This is a genomic window from Casimicrobium huifangae, from assembly GCF_009746125.1.
Taxonomy (GTDB): Bacteria; Pseudomonadota; Gammaproteobacteria; order Burkholderiales; family Casimicrobiaceae; genus Casimicrobium; species Casimicrobium huifangae.
On sequence record NZ_CP041352.1, the window covers coordinates 1,870,751 to 1,890,507 of the forward strand.

The following is a 19,757-nucleotide window of genomic DNA, read 5'->3' on the forward strand; positions in this document are numbered from 1 at the left end:
AGGATCGTGATGCAACGTACTCCCGCCCTGACGCTGCTCGGCAGCGCAATCGCCGTGCTGCTTGCGGCCTGTACCACCAGCACACCGGCGCCGGTGGTTGACCGCACGGCGCGTCCGGTCGCCAGTGCGCCGACACCGCCGCGGCCGGCCCCGGTCTCCGCACCGGCGCCCGTGCAACCGGGCATGACCGTCGGGTCGCAGTTCTATGTGGTGCAGAAGGGTGACACGCTGTACGGCGTCGCGCGCGCCAATAATCTCGATCCCAATACGCTCGCGACATGGAACAGTTTGCCGCCAGGCAGCGGTCTGCGCGACGGCCAGGTGCTGCGACTGACGCCGCCGCTCGGCTCGGCACCGGCGGTCACCGCGCCGGGCACCACGGTGACGGCGGCGCCGACGGCGGGCGCGATTCAGGGCCAGCCGCTGCCTGCTGCCGCCAGCACGGCGCCGGCCCCGGCGGCAGGTGCCGCACCGCCACTGACGGTGACGCCAGTGGAAGCTCCGCTGAAGCGTGATCCCAAAGCGCAGCGCGCGCCGTACAGCGATGCTGCATTGGCCGCCATGCAGCGCGGCGAAGGGACGACGCCATCCGCCGTCGTCCCGAACGGCACGCCGTCCCCCGCCACGCCGGCCAGTGCGCCTGCGCCGGTTGCCACCGGCGGTCCGACCCCGGCGCCGGGCGTTCCCACCGCAGCGGCGCCCGCCAATGCGCCTGCGGTCGCAGCGCCGACGGTCGATCTTGACGTGAAGACGGGCGGTGGCGCCGAGCGCGACGGCATTACCTGGAGTTGGCCCGTCACTGGCCGCGTCACCAGCAAGTTCAACGACAAGGCGCCGATGAAAGGCATCGATATTGTGGCGAGTGCCAGCGCTCCGGTGCTGGCAGCGGCCACCGGGAAGGTTATCTACGTGGGCAAGGAGCCGCGCGGCTACGGCCAGATGATCGTGGTCAGCCACGCCAAGGAGACGGTCAGCGTCTATTTCCACGCTGACAAGGTGCAGGTGAAAGAGCAGCAGCGCGTGCTGCTCGGTCAGAAGCTCGCTGAAGTGGCCGGTGGCGGCGACAACAAGATGCACTTCGAGGTGCGTCGCCAGGGGCGGCCGATTGATCCGGTAACCCTGATGCCCAAGTAAGTCTCCAGTCCATCGGACCAACAGCTTTTGACGGAAACGCCCGGTAACCAAGGGCTCACGCTGATAAATCGCCTAAAGCCGACTTCCTGGGTTTTTGGCGTCCAAGCCCAAAAGAAATGGGCCTTGCAGCCATAAGCTGTAAGGCCCATCGAGGAGGAGGGCGCCGCCGTCTTTGCGGTGGCTTGTCCCTTTTTGCTACAGCTGTCGCTGCAGACGACCTAGTAGTAGCGGGTCGCCTGCGGCCACGGCGCCAGTGCGGCGAGGCCATCGTCACGCACGCTCATGCTGGTGCGCATCGCCGGCACGGCTTCGTCGCGCAGCGCGTCGGCGCGGCCCTGGGCGACGAGGATGTCGTTCATCACTCGCGGGTCGCGTAGCGCCGTGTTCCACAGCGTGCGGTCGGCTCGCTCGGCGCGTGCCGCGGCGGCGCGAGTTGCCAGCCAGCCTTGACTTGCCTTGGTGCCGCGCAGGATGACGCCGGCGAGCAGGCCGAAGGTGAGCAGCGCAACCGCGCTCAGGATCGCCCATTCCAGGGCAAAACCGGTGCTCACGGCATCCAGCGCACGCTCGGTGGCAGTGACCACGGCCATGATGGTGACGCCGAGCACGTAAGTCGGCAGCCGTTTGGCCGAGAAGATTTCAGAGAGGACGCTCCTTGTGGCGCTGGCGCTCTCAATGACGCGCTCGACTCCGCCGTGGGTAGTGGGGTGGGATGGGATAACCATGTGAATGTCCTTTCGAAGAATCGCTTGTGGCGACATCAGCAATCTAGGGTATCCCCTGATATATTGCAAATTGATGTTTATGATGTTTGTCATTCGATTGGTGAATGGAAGGGGCGAGGATGGCCGCCAGTGACGTCAATTTCCGCACGCTCGATCTCAATCTTTTGCGCGTGTTTGACGAGGTGATGGCCGCCCGCAATCTCACGCGGGCTGCGGCCTCGCTGGCGATGACCCAGCCGGCAGTGAGCAATGCGCTGCGCCGTCTGCGCGACGCGCTGGGCGACGAGCTGGTGGTGCGTGCGGGCTACGGCGTCACGCCGACGCCGCGAGCAATCGCTCTATGGCCTGTGGTGCGCGAGGCACTCGCCAGCCTGCAGGCAAGTGTGGCGCCGGCGGTATTTGACCCGGCGACCTCGCGGCAGAACTTCGTATTGGCGATGGCCGATGCCACCGCCGCCATCCTGGTGCCACCACTGGTGCGTCACATTGAAGCGACCGCGCCTGGCGTCAGCCTGCGCGTGCTGCCGCTCACCACGCGCGATCCGCGGGCGCTGCTGGAGGCGGGCGAGGTGGACATGGCGGTGGGCTATTTCCCGGCCGTGGTCGCGGCGATTGGCTTGCAGACCATGCAGAGCGGCACGCCCGACAATTTTTCGCATGCCCTGCTCTACAGCGGTGAGTACGTTTGTGTGATGCGGCGCGGGCATCCACTGGTGCGCGATCTCAACGCCTCGCCGTTGACGCTGGATGCCTATTGCGAAGCGCATCATCTGCTGGTCAGTTTTTCAGGGCGCCCGTTTGGCTTTATCGACGAGGCGCTGGCAGCGATTAATCGGACGCGGCGGGTGGTGATCACCGTCAACCAGTTCTTCACGGCCGGTCGTGTCGTGGCTGGCTCCGATCTGCTGACAGTGCTGCCACGGCACTTCTTGCCGTCAACCGGCATGCAGGACGAACTGCTGGTGGTGGAGCTGCCGTTCGAGGTGCCGCCGGTGCGGGTGGACATGGTCTGGCACCGGCGTGCACAGGCGCTGGCCGCGCAACGCTGGCTGCGTGAGGCGATTAGCGAAGTCGCCCGCTCGTGGTCGCCGATCACCGCTGCAGCTGTCGGTCAGTAGTACGCGGTGACGCCGAGGAAGAAGCTGCGCCCCGGCATCGGCGCGACGTCTTTCAGGAACGAGGTATGTACGCGGATGTCGCGGTTGCCCAGATTTCTGCCGAGCAGATAGAGATCGGCGTGCCGATTGGCCGCGAAGCGCATGCGATAGCGGAGGGACGCATCAAGGCGCGTGTAGCCCGATGTTTCGCTTTCGAAGGCAGCAACGCGATTCTGCGTGAACACATGAGTCGCGCCAAGGTCGGCATACCACGCGCTGTCGCTGCCACCCCGCCAGGTCAATTTGGCACCGATGCGGGTCGGGCTGACACGGGGCAGGTTGTTGTTGCTGCCACCTGAACTGGTAGTCCCGGCAACAACGCCGCGCACGGTGTCGGCCATCGCGCTGAAGCCGAATCCCTGCGCTGGCGCGTAGGCGGCGGACAGCTCCGCACCGGTGAAGCGCACGTTGACGTTGCGGAACTCGCGCTTCAGCAGTTCGGCGCCCGTCACCAGTTCGCCTTCGGCGTTCACACGGTCGGCGACGCCGTCACCGTTGTGATCGACGCTGGCGCCGTAGATGAAGTCCCTCACATCATTGCGGAAGGCTGACGCGCGCAGGCTCCAGGCATCACGCTGCAGTTTGTAGGACAGGTCGAAATTCTGCGAATGCTCTTTGGCAAGCGCCGGGTTGCCGAGGTCGTAGGTCAGCGTGGCGATGTGGGCACCCTTTGAGTACAGCTCTTCGATGCCCGGCGCTCGTTCGGCATGGGTGAACGACGCCGTCAGCGCGCTGGCCTCGTCGAGTTGAAACTGGTAGGCAATCGCCGAGCTCATCAGCGAAAAGCGGCGCGATGGCAACGCCTGTCCGGCATCCGGCGAATGCGCGACACGCTCAATGCGGCCGCCAAGTTCAAGACGGCCACTAAAGGCGCCCACATTGACTTGCCGCTCAGTGACGGCGAACAGCGCCAGATTGCGCGTCGTGGTGGGTGGGACGATGGTTTCCTCACCAACGGCAGAAAATCGGGCGCGTTCAACGTCAAGACCAACGACTGTTCGAAAGCCTGCGAGCGGCTGTGTTTGCATGTCAAAGCGCACGCTGTTGCCGTTGTTGCGGAACACGGTGCCAACATCACCGCTGGCCTCGATCTCGGCGTGGCGATAGTGGTTACTGGCTGCGGCAAAGCGAAGCCGTTCCAGACCAGCGATGCCGCTGAACTCGCCATTGACTTCGACGCGATTGCGGGCGAGATCAATGCGCGGCCGGTCACTCGATGGAATGCCGTATTCGCTCTCAAAGCGGTTGCCGCCAATGCCGACGTAGCCGTTGTCAAAAATCCATGAGGCGCCGATGCTGCCGTTGCGTGCTGCCGTGTCGGAATTGGCGAGACGACCTGCGTGCGCCGTGGCGTAGTCATCGCTGCGGCGATCAGAGAATTCACCGGTGAATGCCAGCGGTCCGGCGCTGCTACGCAACTGCGCGCCGACGTCGCGGGCGCGCTCGGCGGTGGAGCCGCGCAAGTCCGCAAGCAGGCGGGTGCCATCGCTATGCACCTGCGGGATGCGGTCGGTCACGACATTCACCAGACCACCGATGGCGCCAGAGCCGTAGAGCAAGGTTGCCGGGCCACGCAGGATCTCAATTTGCCGCGCGCCAAGCACTTCTGACGACACCGCGTGGTCGGGGCTGATGCTGGCGACATCGAGCGAGCCAACGCCGTTCTCTGCGGTCTTGATGCGCGGACCATCGAGGCCGCGAATAATCGGCCGCGAGGCACCTGGGCCAAACGCCGTGGACTGCACGCCGGGCTGGGTGGCGAGGGTGTCGCCGAGGCTTGCGGCACGATCCCGCGTCAGCGCTTCACGCCCAACGACGGCGCTTGGCTGAGTCGCTTGCAAATCGTCCTGGCCAGCGAAGGGTGAGGCGCTCAGAATGAGCCGCTGCACCTTGTCGGCGGGCGGCGCGGCTGTTGAGGGTGCTGGGCTTTCGGGGACACTTTGCGCCACGCAGATGCCGCCGCCGAGAGTCGCCAGGATTGCTGCGCCCGACAGCATGCGACGGCGACGATGGAATGATCCGCCGGATTGGCAGGTGACAAGTGGGATTCGCTCAGACTTCATTTGTTGTTGCCCGCAGAGCGCACACGAAGCTTGGTATTCACTGCGAGTATTTATTGCAACTGGATTGCATTATACGGGTTGACCGGCGTCAAATGCATCTAGGTTGCATAAATAAAGCGGTATCGCCGCGAGGATGACGGCGCGAGGCCAGTCAAATTGTCGGATCGTCATAGCAGCATCTTTTCCGGGAAATGACCTTTTTATCGGGCCTGGAAGCCTGAATTGTCAAAAACCGACTTATGCCGATTCGACCATTGAGCCCATATGCAATGGGGCTTTCACGCCAAAGCCATACGTAGGTACAGACCTGTCACCGGACATTTCGGCCGCCCCGGATGAGCTTCGACGCCTGCACGGTTTTCGCTTCACGGCGATTGAAACGCATCGCGGTTGCGAGGTCGCAACAGCAGGCGGGCGATGGCTTGCCGGAGCGACACAGAAATTCCCCGGCCAACGAGGTTTCAGTACACAATTGCTGGCAATCAGGCCACCGCCGAGCCGCAGTCGAAATTCGCTCCCGCCATCGAGGCGCGAGTGACAACCGGCTGGCAAGCGACCGCGCGAGTGGCCCCCCGCCATGCAACAAGGAGGATTCATGAATCGCAACGCTCAATTCGTCAGCACGTCGCGCGCGCTCGCCGCTTTCGCGGTTTTGCCGCTTTCGCTCGCGGTGTCGCAGGCGCTTGCACAGACTGCCAACGTCACGCTCTACGGCATCGTGGATGTCGGCGTGCAGCATGTCACCGGCGTCAAGGGCGGCGATCACACCAGCCTCGCCAGCGGCATCATGGAAGGCTCACGCTGGGGCCTGCGTGGCACTGAGGACATCGGTAACGGCTACAAGGCGATGTTTGTGCTTGAGAGCCGGTTTGAGGCTGATACCGGCGGTCTCAGCAATCGTCCGATGTCCGGCACGCAGCTGCCCGACCGGCTGACCGCAGGTCTGCCGCCCGCAGTGCAGGCCGCGCTCAATTCCGCCGTCGGCAGCCAGCTTGGCGTCAATCTGCCTGGCCGTCTGTTTGACCGGCAGGCGTTCGTTGGCATGGTCACGCCGTTCGGCGCCATCCTCGCCGGGCGCCAGTACACGCCGGCGTTCGAAATCAGCAATCGCTATGACGCATTCGCCAACGCGTCGGCTGCGTCGCCTGGCCAATTGATCTCCATTCCGGCTGGCGTTGATATCCGCGAGAGCAATTCGGTGATGTATCGCATCGAGTTGAACAACTTTTATGGTTCGGCCTACTACGCCTTTGGCGAGCTGAGTTCCGGCACCAAGAACGGTCGTCTGGTCGGCATCAACGGCGGCTATCAGACGAGCAAGTGGGGCGCTGGTATTGGCTACAACGAGCGCACCAACAGCGCCGGGCAAAAGTCACTGAACACGCTGGTCGCCGGCGCCAACTACGACTTCGGCCTCGCCAACCTGTTTGCGATGTATGGCTTGATCAAGGAACCCAACGGCTCGTCGGCGCCTGAACTGCGCGCTGGCTTGATTGCTGGTGGCGTGCCTTCGGTGCTGGTGGACACTGGCATCCTGCCGCGCTTCATGCAGGATGTGCGGCTTTACCACGTTGGTGCCCGCATTCCGCTCGGCGTTGGTACGCTGACGGCCGGTTACTCGCAGGTTGACGACCGCCGCGCCACCAATGCTGACGTGACCTCGTACGGCGTCGCCTACACCTACCCGCTGTCCAAGCGCACCGACCTTAACGCCGTTGTCACACAGGTGAACAACAATGCCAATGCGCAGGTGCTGCCCGGCGGCAATGGTTACCTCGGCGGCGTGACGGCGTACGGCGGCAAGGACGCAACCTCGTTCCAGTTCTCGCTGCGTCACAAGTTCTGATTTCGGTCTGGTTGATTTCTCCCTGTTAGGCACACACCTTGAAAGCCGCAGTCGCGAAAGCGACGCGGCTTTTTCTTTGTGACGAAGGCGGCCGATTTGATGCTGCTGCGGATGATCGCAGAGGTGTAGAGTCGTCGCGGCTCGGCGGTATTTGCGGTATCGGCGGCATCGTTGCTCGAGCCCCGTAAAATCGGATCAATGGACAACATCATCTACGTGCTCGCAGTCAATGCGATCCCGCTACTGCTTGCGATCACGCTGCACGAGGCTGCGCATGGCTACGCCGCACGCATGTTCGGTGACCGCACCGCCGAAATGCTCGGGCGCATTTCGCTGAACCCGATTCGGCACATCGACCCGATGGGCACGTTGCTGGTGCCGGCATTGACGCTGGCGATTGGCGGCTTTTTCTTTGGTTGGGCCAAGCCGGTGCCGGTGAACTTCAATAATCTGCGCAATCCGAAGACCGACATGATCTGGGTATCCGCCGCTGGCCCGCTCGCCAACTTCGTCATGGCGATCGGCTGGGCGATTGTGCTTAAGGTGTCGGATGCATCAGCCATCAACGCCATCGCCAAGGCAGGTGTCGCCTGGAACGTCGGGCTGATGGTGCTCAATTTGTTGCCAATCCTGCCGCTGGATGGTGGGCGCATCGTGGCTGGGCTGCTGCCAGGGCCGCTGTCATACAAGTACTCACGCCTTGAACCGTACGGCTTGTTCATTGTGCTCGGGCTCGCCGTCGTCGGCGTGCTGGGCACGATCATGTATCCGCTTTATCGAATCGTCTACCAAACGCTCGGCGCGTTGGTCGGACTCTAGTCAATCCCATGTCCAAAGACCGCGTTCTCTCTGGCATGCGCCCGACCGGGTTCATGCACCTCGGCCACTATCACGGCGCCCTCAAGAATTGGGTATCGTTGCAGTCGCAGCATGAGTGTTTCTATTTCGTGGCCGACTGGCACGCCCTGACCAGTCACTACGACGACCCGCGTGTCATCGAGCAGTCCACCTTCGACATGGTGACCGACTGGCTGGCGGCCGGGCTCGACCCGAACCAGTGCACCATCTTCCTGCAGAGTCAGGTCCCGCAGCATGCTGAGCTCACGGTGCTGCTGGGCATGATCACGCCGCTCGGCTGGCTGGAGCGGGTGCCGACCTACAAGGAACAGCAGGAAAACCTGAAAGAGAAGGATCTCACCACTTACGGCTTTCTGGGCTACCCGTTGATGCAAGCGGCCGACATCGTGGTCTATCGCGCACAACATGTACCGGTCGGTGAGGATCAGGTGTCGCACCTTGAGATCACCCGCGAGATCGCGCGGCGGTTCAACCACATCTATGGCCGCGAGCCGGGGTTTGAAGAAAAAGCAGCGGCTGCAGTGAAGAAGCTTGGCGGCAAACTGGGCAAGCGGTATGAGGCGATGAAGACCGCCTACAACCAGGATGGCAACGCCGAAGCGCTGGCACAGGCCAAGGCACTGGTCGCCGCCGCCGGGTCGCTTTCGAACGCCGAGAAAGACATGTTGCAGGCATTCCTGACCGGCGCCCGCAAGACCATCCTGCCCGAGCCGCAGGCGCTACTGACACCGACATCGAAGATCATCGGTCTCGACGGCCGCAAGATGAGCAAGAGCTACGGCAACGGTATTGATCTGCGTGAGCCGCCGGCTGCGGTGGAGCAAAAGATCAAGCGCATGCCAACCGACCCGAAGCGGGCGCGCCGCACCGATCCTGGCAACCCCGATGATTGCCCGGTGTGGACGCTGCATCAGGTCTATTCGAACGACGACACCAAGGCCTGGGTGCGCCAGGGCTGCACCACGGCCGGCATCGGCTGCCTTGAATGCAAGCAGCCGGTGATTGACGCCGTAAACGCCGAGCTGGCGCCGATGCAGGCGCGCATCCGCGAGATCGAGGCCAAGCCCGGTTATGTGAAAGAGGTGCTCGCAGCGGGTTGCGTGCGCGCGCGTGAGGCAGCGGAAGCGACTATGCTTGAAGTGCGCCAGGCGATGGGACTGGCCAAGGTCTAGGTCGAAGGTCCGATGTCGGTGTGCGTGGGCCTGGTCTCATGAACGCGGCTGATGGCAAAGTTGCCGATCGCGGCGAAGCGCAACGAGTACTGTCGCCGCCTGTTTTTCAGGCAGACAACCCGAGCGCTCGCACGGGTGTCCGTCAACCTCATGCGTATCGTCACACCGTTCCGAAGTCTGCATCAATAGGAGGTCCCGATGAAGTCATTTGTAGACTACCTGAGCCAGTATGCCGCGTACCATCGCGACAAGCGCAACATCGCGACGCACTTCGTTGGCATCCCGATGATCGTTGCGGCAGTGGCGATTCTGCTTTCGCGGCCGGTGTTGATGCATCTCGACGGTGTGGCAATCTCGCCAGCGCTGTTTGCGGTTGCACTCACGGCGCTGTTCTACCTGCGGCTTGATTTGCGTTTTGGCGTAGCGATGACGGTTTTCCTGCTTGCCTGCCTCTGGCTTGGGCAACTCATTGCAGGGGCAAGCACGCCAGCATGGCTCGGCTGGGGCATCGGGATGTTCGTGGTCGGCTGGGTCTTCCAGTTTGTTGGCCACTATTACGAAGGCCGCAAGCCTGCGTTTGTCGATGATTTGAGCGGTTTGATTATTGGCCCGCTGTTTGTTGCCGCCGAGTTCGCGTTTGCGATGGGGTTGCGCAAGGAAGTGCAGGATGCCGTCGAAGCCAAAGTCGGCCCCACGCTGATCCGGCAGATGAAGGCCGCCTAGCCCACGGTGCCACCAAGACCTGATTTGAGTTTGCAACAAGAAAAGTTCCGATGGATGTAGTCACCGAGTCCCCGTTGCCAGCGCCCGATACCGCCGCAGCCGCTGTCGCGGCCGATCACGCGCTGGCCCGCATCTATGGCCAGCCAATGGCCGAGATGCCGAAGGACCTCTACATCCCGCCGGAGGCGCTGGAGGTGTTCCTCGACGCCTTCGAAGGGCCGCTTGACTTGCTGCTCTACCTGATCCGCAAGCAGAACCTGAACATCCTCGACATCCCGATGGCGGCGCTGACGCACCAGTATCTGGAATACGTCGAGAAGATGAAATCCTCGCAGCGCTTCGAGCTGGCAGCGGAATACCTGCTGATGGCGGCGATGCTGATCGAGATCAAGTCGCGCATGCTGTTGCCGCGGCCGCCACAGGCCGAGACAGAGGAGGCCGATCCGCGCGCAGAGCTGGTCCGTCGCCTGCTCGAGTACGAACAAATGAAGCTGGCAGCAGCCGGGCTGGATGAACTGCCGCAGGCGGAGCGCGACTACGCCATCGTGCAGGTCATGGTCGAAAAGACGGCGGCGTTACGCCTGCCAGACGTCGAGCCTGAAGATCTGCGGCGTGCCTGGGCGAGCATCCTGGCGCGTGCCAAGTTGAACAAGACCCATCTGATTTCGCGCGACGAGCTGTCGGTCCGGGCGCGCATGAGTCATCTGCTGCGCCACCTGAAACCCGGTCTGCATGTAGAATTCACACAACTGTTCGAGGAAACGGCCACCGTATCGCTGGTGGTAGTCACCTTCCTCGCGATCCTGGAGTTGGCGCGCGAACGACTGATCTCGGTCGCGCAAACTGAACCCTACAGCCCCATTTATGTGCAGCTCGCCAGCGATGGCGGGGTGATGGTTGCGGCCTCACCCGAGCAGGGCACCGATGCGGCCAATGACGAAGTGCTGTAGCAACAAGGCTTTCGCGCTTTTTTGTTGATGGGGCCATGACTGGCCTCAGTGGGGTCCGCAAGCAACGGCGGCAGAGCGTTGCGTTACTTTTCGATGAGCATTCATTGGACGAACTCACCCACGCCAAACGCGTACTCGAAGGTGTCTTGCTGGCCAGCCACGAGCCCGTACCTCTCGACGAAATCATCAAGGTTTTCGATCCGCCGGTTCCCACCGAGACCGTGCGTCTGCTGCTGGCCGACCTGACGGCCGAGTGGAAGGAGCGGGGCAGCATCGAACTGGTGCAGGTGGCGTCCGGTTACCGCTTTCAAACACGGACGGAGATGCAGATCCACATTGACCGTCTGACACCGGAAAAGCCGCCGAAGTATTCGCGTGCGGTGCTGGAAACGCTCGCCATCATCGCCTACCGGCAACCGGCTACGCGCGGCGAAATTGAGGCGATTCGCGGTGTCGCGGTATCCACCAATATCCTCAAGGCGCTGGAGGATCGTGGCTGGATCGAAGTGATCGGTCACAAGGATACGCCGGGGCGCCCGGCGCTGTATGCGACCACCAAATCTTTCCTCAACGATCTTTCGTTGCGATCGCTTTCCGAACTGCCACCGCTGGCGGAGCTCGATGCGCACCCGGCTCTCGAGTTGCCGGAGGTACCGCAGGAGCCGGTGTACCCCGAGCAGGGGCGCATCGATGACGTGAACGAAAGCGATGACCTGCTGGCACCGGCGGCGCCGGACACGCCGCCAGCTCTGCCGGAGAGCGCCGACGCGGCGCTGTTCGAAATTTCCGATGGAGATGCCATGACCCAGCCCGCTTCGCCGACGGTCCACTGATATGAACGATATGCAAGACAGCGACTACAACGATCACGAACCTGGTGATGTCAACGGCAACATTGATCCTGCCTTTGCGCGCAAGCAGAAGCAGCAGGAGCGCAATCAGATGCGTCGCGATGCTCGCCCGCAGCAGCGACGCCCCCGCACGCCCAAACAGGACGCAGGCCAGACCGCTGGGGCCGATGCAGCGCCGGCGCGGCCAGTCGCCAGCGGCGGCGGCGATGATGTGACCGCCAATCCTGGCAGCGCTGGCGAGAGCCACGGAGCGCAGCGGCACGAGGGTGCGGAAGGCGCTGAAGGCACAGGCGATCAGCACGGCCAGCAACGCGCACGCGGACCACGCCGCAACCGTCGTGGTGGCCGTGGCCGCAACAACGGCCAGCGCGGCCCGCGACCGGAAGCATCGGCCGCCGCCGGCGACCAGCCGGATGGCGCTACGGCTGGAGCTGCTTTCTCACCTGGCGTCGATGGCGAGGCGGCTGGCGAGGCAGACGGCGAAGGCGGCGATGCACGACCCGGTGGCCCCAATCCCGGCGCTTTCGGTGACCCGAACCGCCCGATGGATCGCTCGGCACGACGCAACCGCAACCGCCGCGATAAACGCAGCAATCCGCGGGATCGCAATGGGCAGCGCACGCCACAGTTCGCGGCTCCGCAGCTTGATGCCGACGGCAATCCGGTGTCGTTGCCGGAAGGCGCTTCAGTTGCAGCCCCGGTATCGGGCGTCAATGAACACGGCGAGCGCGACGGTGAGCGGCTGCACAAGGTGCTGGCCCAGCAAGGCCTCGGCTCCCGACGCAACATGGAGGCGCTGATCGAGGCCGGCGAGGTCGAGGTCAACGGTGTCAAGGCACACGTTGGTCAGGTGGTGAACGAGAAGGACCGCGTGCACGTCAAGCGCCGCAAGGTGGCGGTGAAGCTCGGTGACGACAAGCCCCGCATCCTGATTTATCACAAGCAGGCGGGCGAGATTGTCAGCCGGGACGATCCGGAGCAGCGCGACACCGTGTTTGATCGTCTGCCGAAGCCGGATCACGGCAAGTGGATCGCCATTGGCCGCCTCGACTTCAACTCGGAAGGCCTGCTGCTGTTCACGACCTACGGTGAACTGGCCAACCGTTTCATGCATCCTCGTTACGAGATCCTGCGTGAATACTCGGTGCGGGTGCTCGGTGAGCTCACCCCCGAGCAGGAAGACCAGCTGATGGATGGCATTGAGCTTGAAGACGGACCGGCGCGCTGCCTCTCGCTCGACCGCATCGATCGTGACAGCGACGCCGCCAACCATTGGTATCGCCTGACGCTCAACGAAGGCCGCAACCGCGAGGTGCGCCGCATGTTTGAGCATCTGGGACTGACGGTGAGCCGCCTGATCCGTACCAGCTACGGCTGCGTGCAGATGCCGTCATGGCTCAAGCGCGGCCAGTTCAAGCTGCTCGACGAGGCCGAGACGTTCAACGTGCTCGAATCGGTCGGCCTGCGTTCCAAGAAAAAGCTCGAAAAGGCGGCCCGTTTTGGTGGCCGTAACAAGCTGCCGCAACAACCGCTGGGCCCGATGCGCTCTGCGACCGAGCACGAGGCGATCTGGACGGGGGCGCCGGTCGATGCCGGCATGGGGCAGGGGCGCCGCGGTCGCAATGCAGGCAGCGGCGGTGCTGGCCAGGGCGGTCGCAACAAGCGCGGCCGTGGCGGCGCGCCGGGCGCCGCAGCCTCGCTGACGCAGCAGCAATTCCCCGGCTTTGGCGGGGCGACCGAAATGCAGCCGGCCGGGCGCCGGCAACGAACGCCTGGCAACAAGGTCAAACGCGGTCGCAATGGCGAGGTGAACGGTAACGTGGCACCAGGCTATCAACCTCCGTCCGGTCAGGGGCAGGGCAATCGTGGCAATAACCGCAATCGCCGGCGCCGTGGCCGCAATGGTGGCGGCAAGGGCGGCGACGCCGGCGGCGGCGTTGCACCTGCGGCAGACATTGAGTAATTCCGTCTCCCGTGAATAATGCGGTGGTCTGATCGCGCGATCGGACCAACGCAATGCGGGAGGGGTGGAATGGCAACCAAATCAAAGTCGGGGTCGAGCTCAGCGCTAGGCACTGCGCTCGCGGTGATGCGTACTGCGACCGATCTGGCAACCAACGCTAGTACTGCGCTGAAGGTAGCGCAAGGTATCGGCAGTACGATCAAAACGACGCGGGAGCTGCAGCAGCTCTCGTTGTCGGATCTGGCCAAGCGGGCAGGCGTTTCCAAATCAGTGGTCAGCCGCATTGAAGCCGGCCTGACGAGTCCGACTGCGGTGATGCTGGCCAAGCTCGCGGAGGGGATGACGGTATCACTGTCGTCACTGCTGCGCGGGGACATGGGGCCACCGGTGCACATCCAGCAATTGGCCGAGCAGCCAATTTTCAAGGACCCGAAGAGCGGACTCACTCGCCGCACGCTGTCGCCCGTGAGCCCCGATGCACTGGTGGAAATCGTGCATAACAGCCTGCCACCACGCAAGACGACCGGGCACTTTCCGGCCCACGCCACCGGTACCCAGGAGCACATCGTGGTGCTGGCCGGCAAGGTTGACGTCACGGTTGGCAAGCGCGAGTTCAAACTGGCGACCGGTGATGCAGCCCAGTTCAGCGCCGACGTCGAACACTCCATCCACAACCCCGGCCCCAAACGCGCTGAATGGTTGCTGGTGATTCACTCGCCACCGCGAGCCGCGAAACGGTAGTTTCTTTGGCCATTACCTTGCCAGTCACACGGTCTATGCCGTAGTTGAATGGCATGCGTGGATCTATTGACGTATAGTTGTTCGATATATCGAACAACCAGAAAATCATCTTGACCCCCCAATCTTCCGGCCTGTTGCTCGGGCTGATCGGTGTACTGATCTTCAGTCTCACGATGCCGATGACACGCATTGCGATGACCGGCGATGTGCTGTCGCCCTGGTTCGTCTGGGCGGGTCGGGCGGTGCTGGCTGCATTGGCCGGCGTTGTCTATCTGCTCGTCACGCGCGCAAGGTGGCCGGAGCGGCGGGCCTGGATTCCGTTGCTTGGAGCCACCGTCGGTATCGTGTTTGGCTGGCCGTTGCTCAATACGATTGCCTTGCAAACGGTGCCGGCCAGCCACGCGGCGGTGGTCAATGGCATCCTTCCGCTTGCCACTGCCGTCATCGGAGCCTGGCTCAACCGCGAGTCGCTGTCGCGTGCGTTCTGGGCCTGTGCAGTGGCTGGCACCCTGCTGGTCTGCGGCTACGCCTGGCAGCGGGCGCACGGTAACCTGCATGCCGAAGACGCATTGATGCTGGTGAGTGTGCTGCTCGGTGGTCTCGGCTATGCCAGCGGTGCCATCGCGACCCGTTACCTGACCGGACCTCAGGCGATTTCCTGGGCTCTGATTCTCGGCTTGCCCGGCACGCTTGCTGTCGCCTGGTGGAGCGCACCAACGCAGCCCGCTGCTCCGGGTATCGCGGTATGGGGCGCCTTTGTTTACCTCGGGCTGATGAGTCAGTGGATTGGTTTCTTCTTCTGGTATCGCGGTCTTGCGCTCGGTGGCATCGCGCGGGTGAGCCAGGTGCAGTTGCTGCAACTGTTCTTCACGCTCGGCTTTGCAGCACTGTTGCTTGGCGAGGCGATCGAGCCGGCGATGACAGTTGTTGCATTGCTCACCGTTGCACTGATTGCGGTGGGGCGGCGGGCACGTTAAACGATCGGTTAAGCTCTGCCGCATGTATCTGCCGAAACACTTTGAATCTCCTGATCGTGCGTTGACGCTTGAAGTCATGCGCGAGCACAGCTTTGCTACGTTGACCAGCGCCGACGCCGATGGCGTGCCATTCGCTACGCATCTGCCAGTGGTTGTCAGTGACACTGAAGGTACGGTTGCACTGCACTTTCACCTGGCCCGTGCCAATCCGCAGGTGGCGATGTTGCGTGATGGGCGGGCGTCGATGATGGCGTTTTTGGGGCCGCACGCGTACCTCTCCCCCAAGGTCTACCCAGATCTCAAACGAGTGCCGACCTGGAATTACATCGCGGTGCACGCGTATGGGCCAGTCGAGGAGATCACCGAGGCACATCGCAAGGACGCGTTACTGAAGTCGCTGATCGCATTGCATGAGCCGCATTACGCCCAGCAGTGGATGAATCTCGACGAAAAATTTCAGGAGACGATGCTTGGCGCCATTGCCGCGTTCCGCATGACGGTGGCGCGACTTGAGGGCAAATTCAAGTTGAACCAGCATCGCAAGGAGGCGCACGCGATGATGAAGGTGGGCTACGCCGCCGGTACGCCTGACGAGCAGGCGCTGGGGCACTGGATGGAGCGGCTGGGTCTGTGACGTCGGCCATGTCGCCAGCAGCAGCGAGTGCTGAGGATCGGCGCTTCATGACTGAGGCGCTGGCGCTGGCCGACGAAGCCGCCGCTGCAGGAGAAGTGCCGATTGGTGCGGTGGTCGTGGTGGCTGGACAAATTGTCGGTCGCGGCATGAACCGCGTTATCCGCGATGGCGACACGACGGCGCACGCCGAAATCGTCGCGCTGCGCGAAACCTTCCGCCAGATCAATAACTACCGCGTACCCGGTGCTACCGTGTACACCACCGTCGAGCCCTGCGCGATGTGTGCCGGCGCGCTGCTGCATGCGCGCGTTAGCCGCGTGGTGTGGGGCGCGCCGGACCCGAAGTTCGGCGCCGCTGGCAGCGTGACCGATCTGTTCGCCAATGATCGGCTCAACCATCATGCCCGACACGTCATCGGCGGCGTTTGTGCTGATGCGTCGGCAGCGCGGTTGAAAAAATTCTTTTCCGACAAACGAAATCTCGACCGTCACATGAAGTCCATGCCCGCCACTTTCAAAGTCAAAACGGCCACCTGGCCGGATGATGCTGCTACGCTGAAGACCATACGCTTCGAGGTGTTTGTCGAGGAGCAGGGCGTACCAGCAGAGTCTGAAATTGATGACAACGATCCGCTGTCGATTCACGCCATTGCGTGGTCAGACGGACAGGCCGCTGCCTGCGGGCGTTTGCTGCCGGACGGTCATATCGGGCGCATGGCCGTGCGCAAGCCGTGGCGCGGGCAGGGCGTTGGTGCGCTGGTGATGGAGCACTTGATGGAGCGGGCTCGTCAACGCGGTGATCGCGAAGTCGTTCTGTCAGCGCAAACCCACGCCGTGGGTTTCTACGAAAAATTCGGATTTGTCGCAGAGGGCGATGAGTACCTGGACTGCGATATTCCGCACCGGGATATGCGAAAGGTGCTTTAACACATGAATGTTGCTGTCAGAGCCTTCAACAGGGGGATTGCCGTGAGCCTTTTGTCCGGCCTGCTGCTGCTCGTTGCCTGTGATCGCGTCGCCACTGGCGAATTGCAGCCGGGCCAATCCACAGTTGCAGACATGAAGCAGAAGATGGGCGAGCCGGCCAGCGTCTACCGCGAGGGCGACCGCGAAGTCTGGGAGTATCCGCTTGGCCCGGAAGGCGTGCGCACCTACATGATGACGGTAAACGCGCAGGGTACGCTGGAAAGGATCGACCAGGTGCTGACCGAGGCCAACTTCAAGCGCATCCAGCCGGGCATGACCATCACCGAAGTGCGCCGCATTCTCGGCCGCAACAGCAAGGAACAGCGCTTCGGCATGACGCCGAACGAGTTGACCCACAAGTACAAATTCAACAACGGCCGCGAGGATCTCTATTTCGACGTGACCTACGCCGCCGACGGGCGCGTGAAGGAAACTGGCTACGACCAGTTCAGCCTGCAGAAGGGGTCGGGGCAGTAAGTAGCGGCGGCAGACGGTTCAGCTTTTTACTGAAACCATTATCGAATATGGGCTTACCACCAAAAATTGCCGAATGTCGATAATCGGGTAAATTGCTCGCTGAGCCCGGTTCGTATGGGACTTTCACCGAAAAGCTGTTTGCTTCAGTGCTGACGTGAGAGCTGGCAGCCGCTGGTCCTGGTTGGGGGCGCAATGGCTGCGAGCTGCAAACGCTGCTACAGCACGATGCCGGGCCGTTTCAGCATCAGCCAGAGGATGGTGAGCACCGCCGCAAACGCTGGCACGCCGCAGGCAAGCCAGATGCGGAACAGCCGCGTGTACTGGGCTGGTAGTGGTGTTGCCGTGCGCACCGCCTCGCGGGCGAGATTGCGCAGGCGAATCTGGATCCGGACGACCGGAAGCCAGAATGCCCCGGTCACCAGGTAGAGCGCCAGCGAAAGCACGATCCAGCCGGTGCTGAGAGGCCAGCCGGTGACCTGTGCCAGCAGCGCGCCTGTGATCGGTTGCAGTACGACCGCTGTTGCCGTGAATACGGTGTCGGCGATTACCACCGTCCCGGCGACGTGAGCGATCAGCCGGGCGTCGCCAGTGCGGTGCGCCATCCACATGAAAAACGCGATGCCGCTGCCAGTGCCAAGCAGCACGGTGGCGCCAATCACATGCAACCAGCGCAGCAGATCAATGGCCGTGACGTCCATTTCAGCGGTCGTCCGCGATGGCCAGCAGCACCAGCGCCAGCACTGCGGCCGGGATGGGTTTAACCAGCGGCCCCAGTGGATCCAGCCAGAGTGACGGCAGCAGCAGCGTGCCGCCAACCAGATAGCCCACCGTCACCGCCACCATTGCAAGCGCGGCGGCACGCAGAGTGCGCCGATGCAGCACCGCCAGGCCCAACAGCGCATCGACAGCAGCGCCACCGAACACAACGGCTTGCGCTGCGATGCCTTCGATGCCGGCAGCAGCGAGCAGTGAGAGTGCCGGCCGCGGATTCGCGACAGCGATCACGGCGGTGGTACACCAGAACGCCGCGAGCGTCAGCACCAGCAAGGGTTTGAGCAGAAACAACCGCGCAAACCAGCGCTCTTGCACGGTGGCAGGCATCCGTTGCAGCGTCTCGCGAAGAGTCAGCAGTCGCGTGCCAGTCGTCGCCTGCCACGCCGTGCTGTCGCCAAGCACGCCGTGTTTGATCTCCCGCATCGCCGTCGTCCGCAGCGGCGAACGCCAGCCCAGCCAGGTGAGACCATCAGCGATCCGGGCCACCGGGCGCGCGAGGGCATCCGGCAGGCGCAGCATGGGCGCCGGCGGCAAGCCCAGCCAGGCGCGCAGTTGCATCACCACTTCAGCGAAGGTGTGGGTATCGGCCTCAACGAGATCAAAGCGACGCCCCGTCGGCACAACGCCATCGAGACATTGGCGAGCGGCCGACGCCACGTCGGTGACGGCCACCGTCTGTACTGTGCAGTCAGCGTGGACGATTGGCAACACCAGTGGCATTGCTGCCAGCGCTCGCAGCAGCGCGCTGCCGCCGTAGGCCTGCGGCGAAAGCACGAGACCCGGGCGCAGGATCCACCAATCGAGCGTGCTGGTCGCCAGCGCGGCGTCGGCAGCCGCCTTGCTGCGCATGAAGCCGGTATCGGCGTCGGCGGTGGCTCGCGTCGCAGAAATCTGGACAAAGCGGCGGATTGCCAACGTCTCGCACGCGGCAATCAGGGCGCGAACAGCATCGGACTGAATGACGAATACATCGTCGCGCGGCCCGTCCTGCAACACACCGGAACAGTTGACGATCGCGTCGGGTTTACAGCCTCGAAGCAGTGGTGTCCATGCATCAGCGGTGGTCAGGTCAGCAAGGTCGCCACGCAGCCACTGCACCGCTGGAAGTGCCTGCGATGCCTGAGCAATATTGCGGCCGAGGCCGATGACCTCATGGCCATGGGCAAGCGACTCGCGCACCACGGCGCTGCCGATCAGACCGTAGGCGCCGAGGACGACAACGCGCATGGGGATTTGTCGATTAGCGCGCGTGGGCCGTGCAAGTCAGGCGCGGTTCAAGCCAGCGTCTTGACGAAGTCCAGCACCTCTTGCGCGTGACCGGCCACCTTGACGCCGCGCCACTCGTGCGCAAGCTTGCCATCGGCGCCAATGACGAAGGTGCTGCGGACGACGCCACGCACCTGTTTGCCGTACATGTTCTTCATGTGGATCACGTCGAACTGGGTGCAGAGTGTTTCTTCGCTGTCGGAGATCAGCGGGAACGGAAAACCCTGTTTGCTGCAAAAGTTGTCGTGCGACTTCACGCTGTCGCGCGACACGCCGGCGACGACCGCATTGGCTTTCAGGAATTGCTTGTGTAGCGCCGCGAAATCGAGCCCCTCGGTCGTGCAGCCGGGCGTGCTGTCCTTCGGGTAGAAGTAAAGCACCACGATTTTGCCCTTGTGCTCGGACAGTTTGAAGGTACCGCCCCCGTTGGTGGGCAGGCTGAAATCGGCGACTTTGGCATTGGCCACGAACTGCTCCTTGC

The 19,757-nt window shown here is 63.1% G+C and carries 19 protein-coding genes and 1 pseudogene; 15 read left to right on the plus strand and 5 right to left on the minus strand.

Translation table 11 applies throughout. The features are described 5' to 3' along the window. Positions 1-9 precede the first annotated feature (9 nt). On the plus strand, positions 10-1,134 hold the full coding sequence (locus tag FKL89_RS08600; RefSeq protein WP_156862367.1) for a M23 family metallopeptidase: 1,125 nt from the start codon (positions 10-12) through the stop codon (positions 1,132-1,134). Positions 1,135-1,352: 218 nt separating this feature from the next. Here the strand turns inward: FKL89_RS08600 and FKL89_RS08605 are convergent, their stop codons facing one another. After that, a complete protein-coding gene (locus FKL89_RS08605) occupies positions 1,353-1,859 on the minus strand; it encodes a hypothetical protein (RefSeq protein WP_156862368.1) in 507 nt (168 codons plus the stop codon). Positions 1,860-1,978: 119 nt separating this feature from the next. Between FKL89_RS08605 and FKL89_RS08610 the strand changes: the two genes are divergently transcribed. After that, positions 1,979-2,977 (plus strand): LysR family transcriptional regulator, encoded by a 999-nt coding sequence (locus FKL89_RS08610; protein WP_156862369.1) that lies wholly within the window; start codon positions 1,979-1,981, stop codon positions 2,975-2,977. Here the strand turns inward: FKL89_RS08610 and FKL89_RS08615 are convergent. Then, on the minus strand, positions 2,971-5,013 hold the full coding sequence (locus FKL89_RS08615; protein ID WP_162527457.1) for a TonB-dependent receptor: 2,043 nt from the start codon (positions 5,011-5,013) through the stop codon (positions 2,971-2,973). The two genes, FKL89_RS08610 and FKL89_RS08615, sit on opposite strands and share 7 nt — an antisense overlap. A 661-nt stretch (positions 5,014-5,674) precedes the next feature. On the opposite strand from FKL89_RS08615, the gene FKL89_RS08620 reads away from it, so the two are divergent. From FKL89_RS08620 to FKL89_RS08675, 13 genes and pseudogenes are all read left to right on the plus strand, one after another. Beyond that, entirely contained in the window at positions 5,675-6,925 is a 1,251-nt protein-coding gene (locus tag FKL89_RS08620; RefSeq protein ID WP_156862371.1) for a porin, read from the plus strand. Between the two features lie 198 nt (positions 6,926-7,123). Beyond that, a complete protein-coding gene (locus FKL89_RS08625) occupies positions 7,124-7,744 on the plus strand; it encodes a site-2 protease family protein (protein ID WP_156862372.1) in 621 nt (206 codons plus the stop codon). A gap of 8 nt (positions 7,745-7,752) precedes the next feature. Next, positions 7,753-8,955, plus strand: coding sequence for a tryptophan--tRNA ligase (locus FKL89_RS08630; RefSeq protein ID WP_156862373.1), 1,203 nt, complete (start codon positions 7,753-7,755; stop codon positions 8,953-8,955). A gap of 198 nt (positions 8,956-9,153) precedes the next feature. After that, positions 9,154-9,678, plus strand: a complete 525-nt coding sequence (locus tag FKL89_RS08635) for an Mpo1 family 2-hydroxy fatty acid dioxygenase (protein ID WP_156862374.1) — start codon at positions 9,154-9,156, stop codon at positions 9,676-9,678. Between the two features lie 50 nt (positions 9,679-9,728). Beyond that, positions 9,729-10,628, plus strand: coding sequence for a segregation and condensation protein A (locus tag FKL89_RS08640; protein ID WP_156862375.1), 900 nt, complete (start codon positions 9,729-9,731; stop codon positions 10,626-10,628). A gap of 104 nt (positions 10,629-10,732) precedes the next feature. Further along, positions 10,733-11,461: an SMC-Scp complex subunit ScpB gene (gene scpB / locus FKL89_RS08645; RefSeq protein ID WP_238363554.1), complete on the plus strand. Its 729-nt coding sequence runs from the start codon at positions 10,733-10,735 to the stop codon at positions 11,459-11,461. A 1-nt stretch (position 11,462) separates the two neighbouring features. Further along, on the plus strand, positions 11,463-13,442 hold the full coding sequence (locus FKL89_RS08650; RefSeq protein WP_156862377.1) for a pseudouridine synthase: 1,980 nt from the start codon (positions 11,463-11,465) through the stop codon (positions 13,440-13,442). A gap of 69 nt (positions 13,443-13,511) precedes the next feature. Further along, the gene (locus FKL89_RS08655; RefSeq protein ID WP_162527458.1) at positions 13,512-14,183 is read left to right on the plus strand and encodes a helix-turn-helix domain-containing protein; all 672 of its coding nucleotides are present in this window, start codon (positions 13,512-13,514) and stop codon (positions 14,181-14,183) included. 110 nt (positions 14,184-14,293) lie between these two features. Further along, positions 14,294-15,160 (plus strand): DMT family transporter, encoded by an 867-nt coding sequence (locus FKL89_RS08660; protein ID WP_238363555.1) that lies wholly within the window; start codon positions 14,294-14,296, stop codon positions 15,158-15,160. A gap of 22 nt (positions 15,161-15,182) precedes the next feature. Further along, positions 15,183-15,794: an FMN-binding negative transcriptional regulator gene (locus FKL89_RS08665; RefSeq protein WP_156862379.1), complete on the plus strand. Its 612-nt coding sequence runs from the start codon at positions 15,183-15,185 to the stop codon at positions 15,792-15,794. Positions 15,795-15,802: 8 nt separating this feature from the next. Beyond that, a pseudogene (tadA, locus tag FKL89_RS20560) lies at positions 15,803-16,291 on the plus strand (tRNA adenosine(34) deaminase TadA); the annotation flags it as partial. Between the two features lie 3 nt (positions 16,292-16,294). Then, entirely contained in the window at positions 16,295-16,720 is a 426-nt protein-coding gene (locus FKL89_RS20565) for a GNAT family N-acetyltransferase (protein WP_170293829.1), read from the plus strand. A 42-nt stretch (positions 16,721-16,762) separates the two neighbouring features. Further along, a complete protein-coding gene (locus FKL89_RS08675) occupies positions 16,763-17,236 on the plus strand; it encodes a hypothetical protein (protein ID WP_156862381.1) in 474 nt (157 codons plus the stop codon). Positions 17,237-17,451: 215 nt separating this feature from the next. On the opposite strand, the gene FKL89_RS08680 is transcribed toward FKL89_RS08675, so the two are convergent. From FKL89_RS08680 to FKL89_RS08690, 3 genes are read right to left on the minus strand one after another with little or no spacing between them, the layout of a single operon-like run. Next, positions 17,452-17,934: a DUF2269 family protein gene (locus FKL89_RS08680; protein WP_156862382.1), complete on the minus strand. Its 483-nt coding sequence runs from the start codon at positions 17,932-17,934 to the stop codon at positions 17,452-17,454. Position 17,935: 1 nt separating this feature from the next. Continuing rightward, entirely contained in the window at positions 17,936-19,237 is a 1,302-nt protein-coding gene (locus tag FKL89_RS08685) for an SDR family oxidoreductase (protein ID WP_156862383.1), read from the minus strand. 47 nt (positions 19,238-19,284) lie between these two features. After that, a complete protein-coding gene (locus FKL89_RS08690) occupies positions 19,285-19,743 on the minus strand; it encodes a peroxiredoxin (protein ID WP_238363557.1) in 459 nt (152 codons plus the stop codon). Positions 19,744-19,757 lie beyond the last annotated feature (14 nt).